The sequence below is a fragment of the Ferribacterium limneticum genome (assembly GCF_020510565.1).
GTDB lineage: Bacteria > Pseudomonadota > Gammaproteobacteria > Burkholderiales > Rhodocyclaceae > Azonexus > Azonexus limneticus_B.
Genome location: NZ_CP075189.1, coordinates 1,768,172 through 1,783,268 on the forward strand (window position 1 = coordinate 1,768,172; position 15,097 = coordinate 1,783,268).

The 15,097-nt window shown below is 62.2% G+C and carries 11 protein-coding genes; 5 read left to right on the forward strand and 6 right to left on the reverse strand.

All coding sequences use genetic code 11. The features are described 5' to 3' along the window. Nucleotides 1-13: 13 nt before the first annotated feature. From KI610_RS08495 to fumC, 3 genes are all read right to left on the reverse strand, one after another. Nucleotides 14-604 (reverse strand): hypothetical protein, encoded by a 591-nt coding sequence (locus KI610_RS08495; RefSeq protein ID WP_226498208.1) that lies wholly within the window; start codon nt 602-604, stop codon nt 14-16. Nucleotides 605-697: 93 nt separating this feature from the next. Beyond that, a complete protein-coding gene (locus KI610_RS08500) occupies nt 698-1,069 on the reverse strand; it encodes a hypothetical protein (RefSeq protein WP_226498209.1) in 372 nt (123 codons plus the stop codon). 358 nt (nt 1,070-1,427) lie between these two features. Then, nucleotides 1,428-2,834: a class II fumarate hydratase gene (gene fumC, locus KI610_RS08505; protein WP_226498210.1), complete on the reverse strand. Its 1,407-nt coding sequence runs from the start codon at nt 2,832-2,834 to the stop codon at nt 1,428-1,430. 225 nt (nt 2,835-3,059) lie between these two features. Here fumC and KI610_RS08510 point away from each other — a divergent pair, with 225 nt between their 5' ends. After that, the gene (locus tag KI610_RS08510) at nt 3,060-5,930 is read left to right on the forward strand and encodes a PAS domain-containing protein (protein ID WP_226498211.1); all 2,871 of its coding nucleotides are present in this window, start codon (nt 3,060-3,062) and stop codon (nt 5,928-5,930) included. Nucleotides 5,931-5,988: 58 nt separating this feature from the next. Here KI610_RS08510 and ycaO read toward each other — a convergent pair whose 3' ends face one another. Together ycaO and KI610_RS08520 are read right to left on the reverse strand one after the other, a co-directional pair. After that, complete coding sequence (gene ycaO / locus KI610_RS08515; RefSeq protein ID WP_226498212.1) at nt 5,989-7,719, reverse strand: 30S ribosomal protein S12 methylthiotransferase accessory factor YcaO; 1,731 nt, start codon at nt 7,717-7,719, stop codon at nt 5,989-5,991. 90 nt (nt 7,720-7,809) lie between these two features. Further along, the gene (locus KI610_RS08520; protein ID WP_226498213.1) at nt 7,810-8,709 is read right to left on the reverse strand and encodes a LysR family transcriptional regulator; all 900 of its coding nucleotides are present in this window, start codon (nt 8,707-8,709) and stop codon (nt 7,810-7,812) included. Nucleotides 8,710-8,848: 139 nt separating this feature from the next. Between KI610_RS08520 and KI610_RS08525 the strand changes: the two genes are divergently transcribed. From KI610_RS08525 to KI610_RS08540, 4 genes are all read left to right on the forward strand, one after another. Then, nucleotides 8,849-9,448, forward strand: coding sequence for an FMN-dependent NADH-azoreductase (locus KI610_RS08525; RefSeq protein WP_226498214.1), 600 nt, complete (start codon nt 8,849-8,851; stop codon nt 9,446-9,448). A 61-nt stretch (nt 9,449-9,509) separates the two neighbouring features. Beyond that, nucleotides 9,510-10,388, forward strand: a complete 879-nt coding sequence (locus tag KI610_RS08530; protein ID WP_226498215.1) for a pirin family protein — start codon at nt 9,510-9,512, stop codon at nt 10,386-10,388. 85 nt (nt 10,389-10,473) lie between these two features. Further along, nucleotides 10,474-11,418 (forward strand): VTT domain-containing protein, encoded by a 945-nt coding sequence (locus KI610_RS08535; RefSeq protein ID WP_226498216.1) that lies wholly within the window; start codon nt 10,474-10,476, stop codon nt 11,416-11,418. A gap of 68 nt (nt 11,419-11,486) precedes the next feature. After that, nucleotides 11,487-11,720: a hypothetical protein gene (locus tag KI610_RS08540; RefSeq protein WP_226498217.1), complete on the forward strand. Its 234-nt coding sequence runs from the start codon at nt 11,487-11,489 to the stop codon at nt 11,718-11,720. Here the strand turns inward: KI610_RS08540 and KI610_RS08545 are convergent. Further along, complete coding sequence (locus KI610_RS08545; RefSeq protein WP_226498218.1) at nt 11,717-14,851, reverse strand: efflux RND transporter permease subunit; 3,135 nt, start codon at nt 14,849-14,851, stop codon at nt 11,717-11,719. The two genes, KI610_RS08540 and KI610_RS08545, sit on opposite strands and share 4 nt — an antisense overlap. Nucleotides 14,852-15,097: the final 246 nt, after the last annotated feature.

Here is a 15,097-nt window from a genome sequence, read left to right on the forward strand (position 1 = left end):
TGGCTTGGGAAGGTTAACCATTGGATTCCCGCTCTAGCAGCACCAATGGAATGGCGATCCATTGCTTGAAGTGGTCATGAGCAGCCATTACTCGGACATAGGCCCGGATCGGTATGGACATCTCTTTGAGTACAGTCTTTTGCAGCTTGACCAGCGTTCCAAGTCCGGACAAGAAGTACTCAGGAGTTGTAATCAATGAGAGCGCAGAAGTTGGCGACTGCCGAATATGAAAATGTTCCGACTCAGCTGTTACATGAACCTCTCCGCCGCGTTGAGTTGATGACTTGGCTTGATACACGCTGAGTTCACCTTCGAACCATCCGTATCGCGAAGTCATTCCTGGAGCAAACTTCGTCGAATCAATGTCTGGCTCAGCATTCAGTTTGTCCCATGTCAGGGCGAGCATTTCGAGGGTAGAGACCTTGTAGGAACGAGTCTCTTGGGCACTGACCTCCGCTGAAAAGACAGGGATAGTCGCACCAGCCTTTTTGCTTTGGTTCTTGGTAACGGTTGTGCTTGGCGACACTCCCGTCGTCACCTCATAGAAATCTGCAATGTAGTCTCGGTCGAGGTAGATCAGCTTTCGGTGTAAATCGGCGTGCATTGAATCCCCCCAATGCTTAACGTGCAAGCTCAGCCGACGGCAAAAAGCGCAGCTTTTTGACGGTCGGCTGGAGCGGGATGTTAGCCATAGCGCTCATTGGCGGCTGTGCAACTTGGTATCAAGAGCGAATACTTGTTTGCCAATGGTTACACCAAGGAAAAGTAACAGCGGCAGATATATCAAAAGCGGAATCGCCGGGTTGGGGTTGTCTCTAACGATATGGATAACTTCAGAAAGCACGAAAAAAAATATCGCGGTGTTGCCGAGAGTTTTAGTGGCCCGGTAGTATTTCTTTGCTCTTTCTGGGGCTTCGGAAGATTCAAGACCTGAAGCTGTTAGGGCGCAAAACGCAAGGGCAAAGAATGACAATAGTCCAAACCCCATAAACATATGATTGAGCATCAGGTCGCCGATTGAAGCTATAAGTACCAGCAAGAACAGCGAGCCTGTCAAAACGACGATCATTCTGAGGGCGTTAGTAAGTGGGCTCAAAATATGGCTAACAGTTATTCAGACGCAGAAACGTCCGGGTTATTGCTAATAATACGGACACGATTGAATCGCCTGTAAGGGTTTGAATGACATGGAGATTATCCGATGCTGGTCTCCTTATCAATCAACAATCCTGCGGTCAGAGCTGATGTCCGCTTTGGAGTAGTTTCTTGAGAGACCGCTCATGGCCGATCTCTGCCTGATGACGATTACGTCATCGCTGTGCCGAACTGTTCAGGTGCCTGATATTCGCTGCTCAGACAGATCAAATACGACAGTCAGGTTTTTGATATTTCGCCAATTTTTCCGGTTGACCGTGGAAGTCGATTTCTCAGCCACTTCCCGGATGAATCATCTCGCCCGGCACGACCCAGCGGTCGTAGTCTTCGAGCGAGACATGGCCGAGGGCCAGTGCCGCCTGTTTTAGCGTGGTGCCGTCGTGGCTGGCCAGTTTGGCGATTTCGGCGGCTTTGTCGTAGCCGATGTGCGGGGTCAGGGCGGTGACCAGCATGAGGGAGCGTTCCATGAGTTCGGCGATGCGTTTGTGGTGGGCGGTGATGCCGCGCACGCAATGGTGTTCGAAGCTCTGCATGCCATCGCTGAGCAGGCGGACGCTGTGCAGGAAGTTGTGGGCGATGACCGGCTTGAAGACGTTGAGCTCGAAATTGCCCGAGGCACCGGCGATGGTGGTCGCGACGTCGTTGCCCATGACCTGGCAGCAGAGCATGGTGAGGGCTTCGCACTGGGTCGGGTTGACCTTGCCGGGCATGATCGAGCTGCCCGGCTCGTTTTCCGGAATGCCGATTTCGCCGAGGCCGGAGCGTGGGCCGGAGGCCAGCCAGCGGATGTCGTTGGCGATTTTCATGAGCGCCACGGCCAGTGTCTTGAGCGCGCCGTGGGCGGCGACCAGGCCGTCGTGGGCGGCCAGCGCGGCGAACTTGTTGGCGGCGGAGGTGAACGGAATGCCGTTGCGGTCGGCCAGTTCGGCCGCAACGCGGGCGCCGAATTCGGGGTGGGTGTTGAGCCCCGTGCCGACGGCCGTGCCGCCGACGGCGAGCGGGGTGAGCGAGGGCAGGCTGGCGGCGATCAGGCCTTCGGCGTGCTGCAACTGGGCGACGTAGCCGGAGAATTCCTGGCCGAGCGAGAGCGGCGTTGCGTCCTGCAAATGGGTGCGGCCGATCTTGATGATGTCGGCAAACTCGGCCGATTTTTCTTCCAGCGTCGTGGTCAGTTGGCGGAGCGCCGGCAGCAGGTTGCGCTGGATGCCAATGGCGGCCGCCACGTGCATGGCGGTCGGAAAGATGTCGTTCGACGATTGGCCGAGATTGACTTCGTCATTGGGGTGAACGAGGCGGGCGTTGCCGCGCTGGCCGCCGAGCAGCTCCGAGGCGCGGTTGGCCAGCACCTCGTTCATGTTCATGTTGGTTTGCGTGCCGGAGCCGGTCTGCCAGACCGACAGCGGGAATTCGCCGGGGTGCTGGCCGCTGGTGACCTCGTTGGCGGCGACGATGATGGCCGCTGCGATTGGCGCCGGGAGCAGGCCGAACTCGCGGTTGACGTTGGCGCAGGTGGCCTTGACCATGGCCAGCGCGTGGATCAACTCTTCCGGCATGCGTTCGGTGGAGATGGCAAAGTGCTCCAGCGAGCGCTGGGTTTGGGCGCCCCACAGGCGATCACCGGCCACCTCGATGCTGCCGAAGGAGTCTTTTTCCTGGCGGGTGGGGATGACTGGGGGCATGGCCGACTCCTCGCTGGCCGCGCAGGGCTCTGGCCATGCGCTTGGGGCCTGCCTGTTTGAGTGGCTGACGGCCGGGAAGTTCGGCGGCAATTGCTTTGCCCGAGCCATCCCGGGGATACAATCAGGCATCAGCAACATGCAGTGCAGACTTCCGGAGCGCAGCTTGAAATCCATATGTCGTCGCCTTTCGCAGTCAGTCAGAGGCAGGGAAGCCGGAGGCCGGGCATGAAGCGTCGCGCCCTCTACCTCGCTTCCGCCTTGCTGGTTTGTTGCGGCCTGGCGCTGGCCGCTTACTTTGCCGAAAAAATCAATCGCGAACAGTTTGCCTCGGCCGAACGCGCCGAGGCGCTGCATGGCCTGACGGTGGTCCGCGATGCGCTCGAAAGCAATCTCAACGGCGACATCCAGCTGGTGAAAGGCATGATCGGCGTCATTGCGCTGGAGCCCAGGCTCAATCAGGAGCGCTTCGAAACGGCCGCCCGCTCGCTGTTTTCGGGGCGCACCCAGTTGCGCAACATTGCCGCGGCGCCGGACATGGTCATTCGTGTGATGTACCCGCTGCAGGGCAACGAAAGGGCGGTCGGCCTCGATTTCCGCACGGTACCGGAGCAGTTGGTGACGGCCGAGCAGGCCCGGGAATCGCGCCAGATTGTCCTGGCCGGGCCGCTCAATCTGGTTCAGGGCGGCGTCGGGTTGGTAGCACGTATGCCGGTCTATTTGCCGGAGAGCAACGGTGGCGAGTATTTCTGGGGGCTGGTCAGCGCGGTGATTGATGCCGACAAACTGTTTGCCAGCAGCGGCCTCGGCGATGCCAGGCTGCCCGTTGAAATTGCCATTCGCGGCAGGGATGCCAAGGGTGCCGACGGCGAGGTGTTTTTCGGCCGTCCGGAATTGTTCGAGGCCAATCCAGTCCTGGCGACCATTCAGGTCGCGCAGGGTTCATGGCAGATTGCCGCGACGCCGCGGGGTGGCTGGGCGGCTGAGCCGGATAATCTGGGTTCGCTGCGTTTGGGATTCGCCCTGGTTGCCCTCATGGTGGCCGGCGCTTTCCTGACCCTGGCGCGCGCCTTGATGCTGGCCTCGCGGGCGACCGAGCGGGCCGAGTCGTCGCGCCGGCAGCTCTCGGCGACCCTGGAGAACACGCCCAATGTGGCCGTCCAGTGGTTCGATACCGAGGGCCGCGTGATGTATTGGAATACTGCCTCGGAGGCGCTTTACGGCTGGTCCGCTGACGAGGCCAGGGGCAAGACTCTGGACTGCCTGATTTTCAGCGATGACGAGGCGGCGCGCTGCCGAAGTGCGCTGGAGGAAGTGGCAGCCAGCGGTCAGTCGCTTGGCCCGACCGAATTTGTCACCCGGACGCGGAACGGTGAGGTGCGCTGGGTCGAGTCCACCGCCTTCATTATCCCCGGTGACGACGAGGCCGCCCGGATTCTGGTCTGCATGGATGTTGATATCACCAACCGCAAGCTGGCCGAAAAGAAGGTGGCCGATTTCAACCGCGATTTCGAAACCTTTCTGAATCTGACGACCGATTTCATCTATTTCAAGGACGCGGAAAGCCGTTTCCGCTTCTGCAGCCAGACCATGGCCGATATTACCGGGCACGCTCACTGGCGCGACATGATCGGCAAGCATGACCGGGAAGTCTTTCCAGCAGACACCGCTCGTCTTTACGAGGAAGAGGAGCGCCCGGTGTTCACGGAGGGGAAGCCCCTGCTCGCCAAGATCGAGCCGTATTACGATGTCGATGGTCAGCTCGGTTATGTCGAAACCAACAAATGGCCGCTGTTTGACGAAGACCTGCATGTGGTCGGCCTGTTCGGCATCAGTCGCGATATTTCGGAACGCGTGCGCAATGAAGAAGAGCTCCGGCAATACCGGCTGCATCTTGAAGAACTGGTCGACCGGCGCACGGGCGAACTGGCTGTCGCCAAGGAAGCGGCCGAAGCGGCGAATGTGGCGAAAAGCGCTTTCCTGGCCAACATGTCGCACGAAATCCGGACGCCGCTCAACGCCATTACCGGCATGACGCACCTGATCCGGCGCAGCGGACTGGAGGCAGAGCAGATGAAACGCCTCGACCGGCTCGAACTGGCCGGCGAACACCTGCTCGACATCATCAACGCCATCCTCGATCTGTCCAAGATCGAGGCCGGGAAATTCACGCTCGAAGCAGTGCCGCTCCGGATTGACAGCATTCTCGGCAATGTCGCCGCGATGCTGCGCGATAGGGTCCAGGCCAAACATCTGACCTTGAACACCGAGCCAGCGCCACACCTGCCGCCGCTGCTCGGCGACGTGACACGCCTGCAGCAGGCCTTGCTCAACTACGTCACCAATGCCATCAAGTTCACCGACGAAGGGATCATTACCCTGCGTGCCAGCCAGGTCGACGAGGATGCCGACAGTGTCATGCTGCGTTTTGAAGTCGAGGATACCGGGATCGGCATTGCCGAGGAGGATCTGCCCAGGCTTTTCGGTGCCTTCGAGCAGGCCGACAATTCGACCACGCGAAAATATGGCGGCACCGGGCTCGGCCTCGACATCACGCGCAAGTTGGCTTACCTGATGGGCGGCGATGCCGGCGCCTTCAGCCTGCCCGGGCAAGGCAGCACCTTCTGGCTGACGGCTCGCCTGAAAAAAGGGCAGGCTGACGAGATGCCGACGGATGGCGAATTAATCGCCGGCGCCGATGAAATATTGCGGCGCGACTACCCGGGGCGCCGCATCCTGCTCGTTGATGACGAGCCGATCAACCAGCTCATTGCCCAGGCCATGCTCGATGATGTCGGGCTGGTGGTCGATACCGCCGACGATGGCATGGCCGCCCTGCACCTGCTGGGCGACGAGGCCTACGACCTGATCCTGATGGACATGCAGATGCCGCGCATGGACGGCCTGACGGCGACGCGGAAGATTCGCGCCATGCCGCAAGGGGGCAGCGTGCCCATCCTGGCCATGACGGCCAACGCCTTCGCCGAGGACAAGGCGCGCTGCCTCGAGGTCGGCATGAACGACTTCATCGCCAAGCCGGTCGATCCGGAGCATCTGTACGCGATGCTGGTCAAATGGCTGAGGCGGGTGGCAGGGTAGCCGCCCGATTTCAATTTTGGCCGTTTTTTCCGGTTGACCGTGGGAATGTGAATTCCCATCAGGCGGCGTGCGCTTTCTCGTATTCCTTGAGCAGACGCTGGTGCAGATCGCAGCCGGCGAGGGCCAGGCCGGGCGAAACCAGACCGAAGAAGCGGACATCGCCGTCGAGCATGGCAATCGCCTGGTCGACCGTGGCGTCGCCGTAGAGGCTGAGCATGGCGGCTTCGTAGTTGGCCGGGTCTTCCATGTCGATGATGGTCTGCAGGCAGGCGTAGATGCGGCGACGGCTTGCGTCGAGTTGTTCGAACTGACGCACCCATTCGAGGCCTTCGCGCAGGGCGTCGGGATCGCCACCGGCCAGGGCGAGCATGGTCTTCAGTTCGCCGACGCGGAGGTCGGCCCACAGCGAGCCGGGATCTGCGGCGAGGCCGATCAGCGCGGCAACCGGGCGTTCGTCGGCGATGCTCAGTTCGTTGAGGGTGTCGAGCAGCTCGCAGCATTCGTCGTCATTGAGTTCGGCCAGGCGCAGGATGTCGGCGCGGACGACGTTGCCGTCGCTGTTGTTTTCCCATTCGAGGTCGTCGATCGGGTAGATCTCCGACATGCCGGGGACCAGGATGCGGCAGGCGTAAACGCCGAGGTGGTCGAAGTCGGCGACGTAGATGTCGTGGCCGTCGGCGTGGATGCGCCCGGCCAGCCAGGCGTAGTCGTCGGCGGTCTTGCCGTTGTCGAGGTCGTTGAAGTTCCAGTCGACGAATTCAAAATCGGCCTCTTCACCGAGGAATTCCCAGCTGATGATGCCGCTCGAATCGACGAAGTGGATTTCGATGTTCGGCGCGCTGGCGATTTCGTCGAGGTCGAAGCCGGGCGGCGGGAAGCCATCGAGCGCTTCGAGGGCACGGCCCTGGAGCAGTTCGGTCAGGGCGCGTTCAAGGGCAATTTCAAAGCGCGGGTGGGCGCCGAAACTGGCGAAAACGCCCTGGTCGCGCGGGTTGAGCATGGTCACGCACATGACCGGGTAGAGGCCGCCGAGCGAGGCGTCCTTGATCAGAATGCCGAAGCCGGCGTCGCGCAGGCCCTTGATGCCGGCGGCGATGGTCGGGTAACGGCCGATGACTTCGTCCGGCACGTCCGGCAAGCAGAGGCCTTCGGCGATGACCTTGAACTTGACGTGGCGTTCGAGGATTTCCGACAGCGCCTGGGCGCGCGCTTCGGCCTGGGTGTTGCCGGCCGACATGCCGTTGCTGACGTAGAGGTTGCTGATGACATTGACCGGGAAGAAGACCTCGGCGCCATCACGCTGGCGGATGTAGGGAATGGCGCAGATGCCGCGATCTTCGTTGCCGGAGTTCATGTCCACGAGTACTTCGGCGGTGATATTGCCTTCCGGGTTGTAGAAGGCCTGCAGCTCGGGCGTCAGCAGTTCTGCCGGCCAGTCGGTGCCATGGGCCGTCAGCGGGAACCAGCGTTCGCGCGGGTAGTGTGTGAAGGCGCGGTTGGCAATGGTTTCGCCGAGGTAATAGTGGTTCCAGAAATAGTTGCAGGAGAGGCGCTCGAAATACTCGCCGAGGGCGCTGGCGTGGGCGGCCAGCTTGGTTGCTCCCTTGCCGTTGGTGAACATCAGGTGGCAGGCGCGGTTGCGCACATGCACGGACCAGACGTTGTCGACCGGGTTGAGCCAGGAGCATTCCTCGATGTCGAAACCGCGGGCTGCCAGCTTGGCCTGCATCGAAGAAATCGAGTGTTCGAGCGAGGCGTCTTTGCCCGGAATGAAGTGTTCTTGTTGCATCGGGCGTCCTGACTGAAAAGTAAGGGGCGCAGTGTACGCCTGCGCGCTGGCATTGCCACGGTCAACCGGAAATACTGGCCAATTTTGAAATCAGCGGCCTTCCATGGCGACTCGCAGCAGGTCGATGAAGGCCGTAGTGCGTACCGGCAGCAGGCGCCGGCCCGGTGTCACGCACCAGATGGTCACCGTCGGCAATGCCCATTCCGGCAGCACGCGTTTGAGCAGGCCTTGTTCGACCCATTTGGCGGCAAAGCGGTCGGCCAGCCCGACGATGCCCATGCCATGCGCCGCGAGGTCGCGTTGCAAGCTGCGCGAGTTTGCGGCCAGCGGCCCGCTCGGCATGCCTTCCCAGCGCTCCGCGCCGCGCGCCAGTTGCCAGGGGAGCATGTCGCCGGTGCCGCTGATCGCCCCGAGGCAAACGTGGTCGAGCAGGTCGGCTGGCTGTTCCGGCGTGCCATAGCGGGCCAGATAGGCCGGGCTGGCGTACAGGCTGCCCGGCATTTCGCAGAGCTGGCGGGCGACCAGCGTGCTGTCGTCGGGCAGGCGACTGGCGGCGCGCACGGCGAGATCGAAACGCTCGGCCAGCAAGTCGACGCGGCGTGGCGAGAGGTCGAGTTCGAGCCGCACTTCGGGATAGCTGCTGGCGTACTGGAGGAGCAGGGGCGTCAGATCGAGCTCGGCAAAATCGGGCGGCAGCGAAACGCGCAGTACGCCGCGTGGCGTGCCTTGCCGGTGCAGGGCCATGGCCGAAGCGGCCTCGGTTTCCTCAAGCAGGCGTTTGGCGTGATCGAGAATCTGCTCGCCGAATTCGGTGATGGCCAGACGGCGCGTGCTGCGCGTCAGCAGGCGTTCGCCAAGCTTGGTTTCGAGCTGGGTAATGCGCCGGGACAGCGTCGATTTGGGCAGCCCGCAGTGCTCGGCCGCCCGGGAAAAACTGCCGGCCTCCATGACCTGGGCGAAGAGGATCAGATCGTTGGCATCGAGACTCATGGCTATCCTGACTGTTTCATTAACGGAACAATGATACCCATTTCAACGGCTTCCGGATCGTTATTGTGCCCAATAGAATTCACTCCATGGTTTCAGCGGTTTGAACCACGAACCCCACCCCACCTTGGAGATAACGATCATGAAAATCCTGCAAATCAACGCCAGCGCCCGTTCTGCCGGTGCCAACTCGACCCGTCTGGCTGATACCTTGACGGCTCGCCTGCTCGCCCAAAATCCGAATGCCACGGTCGAACTGCGCGATCTGGCCAGCCACCCGCACCCGGTCCTCGACGAGCCCGCCCTCGGCGCCTTGTTCACGCCGGCCGATCAACGCACGGCCGAACAGTCCGCCCGCGTTGCCCTCGACGACGCGCTGATCGCCCAGGTCCAATCGGTCGACGCCATCGTCCTTGGCGTGCCGATGTACAACTTCGGCGTGCCGGTTCAGCTGAAAACCTGGATCGACGCCATCGCCCGGGCCGGCGTCACTTTCCGCTACACCGAGAAGGGTCCGGAAGGCCTGCTCAAGGGCAAGAAGGTTTATGTCGCCCTGGCCCGCGGCGGTCTCTACCGCGATACCCCGGCCGATTCGCAGGTGCCTTACCTGAAGAGCGTTCTCGGCTTCCTCGGCCTGACCGACGTCGAATTCATCTACGCCGAAGGTCTGGCGCTGGGTGCCGAGTCGGCGAGCAAGGCTTTTGCCGACGCTGAAGCACAGATTGAAGAATTGATTGCCTAACAACAAAGATCGGCGGCGTTCGGAAATGCGCGCTGCCGCCCTGAGCCCTTTGGAGAAAATCATGAACACAGCACCATCCAGCCATCAATACAGAACGGTTGAGCGCCTCGTTGCCGGTGTTCAGACCTCCGACGGCGCCGGCGTGCGCCTGACGCGGGTCCTGACCCAGAACCTGCAGCGTCGCCTCGACCCCTTCCTGATGCTCGATGCCTTCCGCAACGAGAATCCGGACGACTACATCGGCGGCTTCCCCGATCACCCGCACCGCGGCTTCGAAACGGTCACCTACATGATCGCCGGCCGCATGCGCCACCACGACAGCGTCGGCAACGTCGGCCTGCTCGGGCCGGGCGGCGCCCAATGGATGACGACGGGCAGCGGGCTGATCCATTCCGAACTGCCGGAACAGGAAGAAGGCCTGATGGAAGGTTTCCAGCTCTGGCTCAACCTGCCGGCCAGCCAGAAGATGGTCGCGCCGAGCTATCGCGACATTCCGCCGGCGGCCATCCCGGAATTCACCGATGAAAACGGCGTTGTTGTCCGCGTCATCGCCGGGGCCAGTCACGGCGTCGATGGCGCCGTCCACCGTCCGGACACCGAGCCGCTTTATCTCGACGTCCATCTGCCGGCCGGCACGCGTTTTGAGCAGCCGATCGCCGCCGGTCACAATGCCTTCACCTACACCTACCGGGGCAGCGTGAATATCGCCGGCACGACGGTCGCCGACCGGAACATGGCCATCCTGAGCAACAGTGGTGCACCGGCTGTCTGCATCGAAGCAGTGGAGGATGCCCGCGTGTTGATCGTCGCCGGCCAACCGCTCAATGAGCCGATCGCCCAGTACGGCCCGTTCGTCATGAACACCGCCGAGCAGATTCACCAGGCCATGCGCGATTACCAGGCCGGCAAGTTCGAGGCGACGGCGGTTCAATCGCTGTGAACCAACGGGCCCGGCCATCGTCGAACCGGAATGATGCATTCCTCGACATGGCCGGGCCGGTCGACCATTAACGAAAGGTGACTCCGTGGAAATCTCCCAGCTCAGCGAAGCACTTCAGCGTGACGCCGTCTGGGTCGTTTTCCTCAACGTCCTGCTGCAACAGATCGGGCTGCCGGTGCCGGCCGTTCCGACGCTGCTCCTGGCCGGTAGCCTGATCGTCGGCTCGGGGCAGTTCGCCAGCGTTCTGGCCGCCGCCATCGTCGCCTCGGTACTCGCTGACTGGGTCTGGTATCTGGCCGGCCGGGCATTTGGCTATCGCGTGCTCGCCGGCCTGTGCAAGCTGTCGATCAACCCTGCTTCCTGCGTCAGCCAGACTGAGTCCCGCTTTGTCCGCTGGGGGCTCGGCTCCTTGGTCTTTGCCAAATTCATTCCCGGTTTTTCGACGGTGGCGCCACCCATCGCCGGCTCTCTACGCATGCGGCTGCCCGGTTTCCTGCTCGCCGCCGCCACCGGGGCCGCATTGTGGGCCGGGCTGGCTTTGGGCGCCGGCTGGCTGTTGCGCAACGAAGTCAGCGCAGCCATCGCTGCACTGGACCAGCACACAGGGAGCGCACTTGTCCTTCTCGCCGCCATGATTTCACTCTGGCTGGGCTGGAAACTCTGGCAGAAATACCGCTTCCGGCAATTGTCGGCCGTGCCGCACATCACGCCGCTTGAATTGATTGCCGCGATGGAGGGCGAGCAACCGCCGCTGGTCCTCGACCTGCGCGGTCAGAGCATGATCGCTGAAACCGGGCCGATTGCCGGCGCGACGGTGGCGGAGCATGACCTGCTGCTCGATGCCGTCGGCGAATGGCCGAAAGATAGGCCCATCGTCACCCTGTGCGCCTGCCCGGAAGATGCCGGGGCGATTCAGGCGGCGCGCCGCTTGCTCGACGCCGGCTACATCTCCGTCCGGCCCCTGAAAGGCGGCTATGAAGCCTGGCTGGCGAGTGCCCTGGAGAAAGGGATGCTAACGTCAGGTGTATGACGTTAGCCTGATTGCGCCAGCGTTGTCGCGAGGAGAAAATGCAGGTTTCATAATCAGAGGAGCCAGCCATGAGCAACGAGCGCAGAGGACGCCCGGAGAGACGCGGCCGTGACATCGGCCCGCCCAGCGGTTGTTTTGACCGGCGGCGAACGGTTGAGCGCCGACTCCCCGAAGCCGCGGAAGCCGAGTTGTCGGCCGATGACTTCGCAAAATTTTTCGGCTCGGTGAACAAAGCAACCGGCAATACCGATCAACTCGATCTGGCTGCCGAGGTTTTCGAGCGGGCTCGCGGCCGTTATTAGGTGCTTAGCCTTTGCTGGCGATGTTTGACCAGCGCGTAGATCGCCGGAATGACGGCCAGGGTCAGGATGGTTGAAGAAATCATGCCGCCGACCATCGGGGCGGCGATGCGGCTCATCACTTCCGAGCCGGTGCCGGTCCCCCACAGGATGGGCAGCAGGCCGGCCATGATGGCGGTGACCGTCATCATCTTCGGGCGGACGCGTTCGACGGCGCCTTCCATGACCGCGGCGTAGAGGTCGGAAGCCTGCGGGCTACGGCCTTCCGCGGCACATTTTTGTTGCACTGCCGTCCATGCGTGGTCGAGGTAGATCAGCATGACGACGCCGGTTTCGGCGGCCACGCCGGCCAGCGCGATGAAGCCGATGGCCGCGGCGACCGACAGGTTGTAGCCGAGCAGCCACATCAGCCAGATGCCGCCGACCAGCGCGAAGGGCACGGAGAGCATGACGATGAGCGTTTCGGTGATGCGCCGGAAGTTGAGGTAGAGGAGCAGGAAGATGATGAGCAACGTCACCGGCACGACGACTTTCAGTTTCTCGATGGCGCGCTCCATGTACTCGAACTGGCCGCTCCAGGTGACGTAGGTGCCGGGTGTGAATTTGACCTTTTCATTGACTGCCTTGCGGGCTTCGGCGACGTAGGAACCGATGTCGCGGTCGCGGATATCGACGTAGATGTAGGCCGAGAGCAGGGCGTTTTCGGTGCGGATGGCCGGGGCGCCGGTGCTGATCTTGATCTCGGCAACCTGGCCGAGCGGGATCATGGTCGCCGGGGCGCCCATTTCGGCCGGTACCGGAACGAGCACTTCGCGGGCGATGGCTTGCGGGTCGCTGCGCAGGTCGCGCGGGTAGCGGACGGTGACGCCGAAGCGCTCGCGGCCTTCGACCGTGGTGGTGACCATTTCGCCACCGAGGGCGGCAGCGACGACATCCATCACCTCGCCGACGCTCAGCCCGTAGCGGGCCAGGGCGATGCGGTCGGGCACGATGTCGAGGTAAAAGCCGCCGGTAATCCGTTCGGCGAAGGCGCTGCTGGTGCCGGGCACAGCCTTGACGACGCTTTCGATTTCCTTGGCCAGGCGTTCCATTTCGACGAGGTCGGTGCCGAAAACCTTGATGCCGATGGGGGTGCGGATGCCGGTGGACAGCATGTCGATGCGCGCCTTGATCGGCATCGTCCACGAATTGGCGACGCCGGGGAATTGCAGCGCCTTGTCGAGTTCGGCGATCAGTTTGTCGGTGGTCAGGCCGGGGCGCCATTCCGATTCCGGCTTGAGGTTGATGACCGTCTCGAACATTTCCATCGGCGCCGGGTCGGTGGCGGTCTGGGCGCGCCCGGCTTTGCCGAATACCGAGGCGACTTCCGGGAAACTCTTGATGATCTTGTTTTGCGTCTGCAGTAACTCGGCCGCCTTGGTCACCGACAGGCCGGGCAGGGTGGTCGGCATGTAGAACAGCGTGCCTTCATTGAGTGTCGGCATGAATTCGCTGCCCAACCGGCTGGCCGGGATGATGCTGACGGCCATGGCGATCAGGGCGAGGGTGATGGTCGTTTTCTTCCAGTTCATGACGGCGGCGATGATCGGGCGGTAAATCCGGATCAGGAAACGATTGACCGGGTTTTCGGCTTCCGGGCGGATGTGGCCGCGGATGAACAGCAGCATCAGCACCGGCACCAGCGTCACCGACAGGAAGGCGGCGGCCGCCATGGCGAAGGTCTTGGTCCAGGCGAGTGGGGCAAACAGTCGGCCTTCCTGGGCTTCGAGCGTGAAGACGGGGAGGAAGGAGACGGTGATGATGAGCAGGCTGAAGAAGAGGGCGGGGCCGACTTCCTTGCAGGCCGCGATTATCGCCTCGCTGCGCGACTCTCCCGGTTGCAGGCGTTCGAGATGCTTGTGCGCATTCTCAATCATCACAATCGCCGCATCGATCATCGCCCCAACGGCAATCGCAATCCCCCCCAAACTCATGATGTTCGAATTGATGCCGAGCGCCCGCATGCCGATGAAGGCTGCCAGGATGCCAACCGGCAGCATGATGATGGCGACCAGCGCCGAGCGCAGGTGGAGCAGGAAGACGATGCAGACCAGCGCGACGATCAGGCTTTCTTCGGCCAGCGTGCGCTTGAGCGTGGCGATGGCGCGCTCGATCAGTTCGGAGCGGTCATAGACGGTCTGGATGCTGACGCCCTCGGGGAGCCCGGCGCTGACTTCGGCGATCTTGGTCTTGACGTTGTGGATGACATCCAGCGCGTTCTGGCCGAAGCGTGACATGACGATGCCGGAAACGACTTCACCTTCGCCGTTCAACTCGGTGATGCCGCGCCGCTCGTCGGCTACCAGCTCGACCCGGCCGATATCGGCGACGCGGACCGGCGTGCCGTTCTGCGCCTTTAAGACCAGATTCTCGATGTCGCCCTTGCCGCGCAGATAGCCGCGGCCACGCACCATGTATTCGGTTTCGGCCATTTCCAGCGTGCGGCCACCGACGTCGCGGTTCGAATTGCGGATCACCTCGGCGACGCGCATGAGCGGGATGCCGTAGGTTTTCAGCTTGATTGGGTCGACCGTGACCTGATACTGCTGCACGAAGCCGCCGATGCTGGCCACCTCGGCGACGCCGGGCGCTTTCGCCAGCTGGTAGCGCAGATACCAGTCCTGTAGGGTGCGCAGTTCGGCCAGCGTCTTGTCCTTGGCCAGCACGGCGTACTGGTAGACCCAGCCGACGCCGGTGGCATCCGGGCCGAGGGTTGGGCTCACTCCTTTGGGCAGCTTGCCGGAGACGGAATTGACGTATTCCAGCACGCGCGAGCGCGCCCAGTAGATGTCGGTACCGTCTTCGAAGATGACATAGACGAAAGATGCGCCGAAGAAGGAGAAGCCGCGGACTACCTTGGATTTCGGCACGGAGAGCAGGGCGGTGGTCAGCGGGTAGGTGACCTGATCCTCGACGACCTGCGGCGCCTGGCCGGGGAATTCGGTGTACAGGATGACCTGGACGTCGGAAAGGTCGGGGATGGCGTCGAGGGGGGTTTTGAGGACCGACCAGATGCCGGCTATTACGATGAATAGCGTTGCCAGCAGGACGAGGAAGCGGTTTCTGGCTGACCAGTTGATGAGGGCATTAAGCATGGGAGCGGCCCTCTTCGGTCATTCCTGCGGAAGCGGGAATCCAGGGGGGTCTTGTTTTGCTGTGGGTTCCGGCTAATTGGCTTGGGGTTCCGCCCTTGCGGGGCGTCTCACTTTTTCTTGCTTCGCCAAGAAAAAGTAAGCAAAAAGAAGGCGACCCTGGGTCGGTGCCGGCTGCGCCGGTTCCCTGCGCTACTCGGAAGGCCGGGCGGCTGCGGAACTCGGGGCTGCGCCCCTCAAACAGTCCTC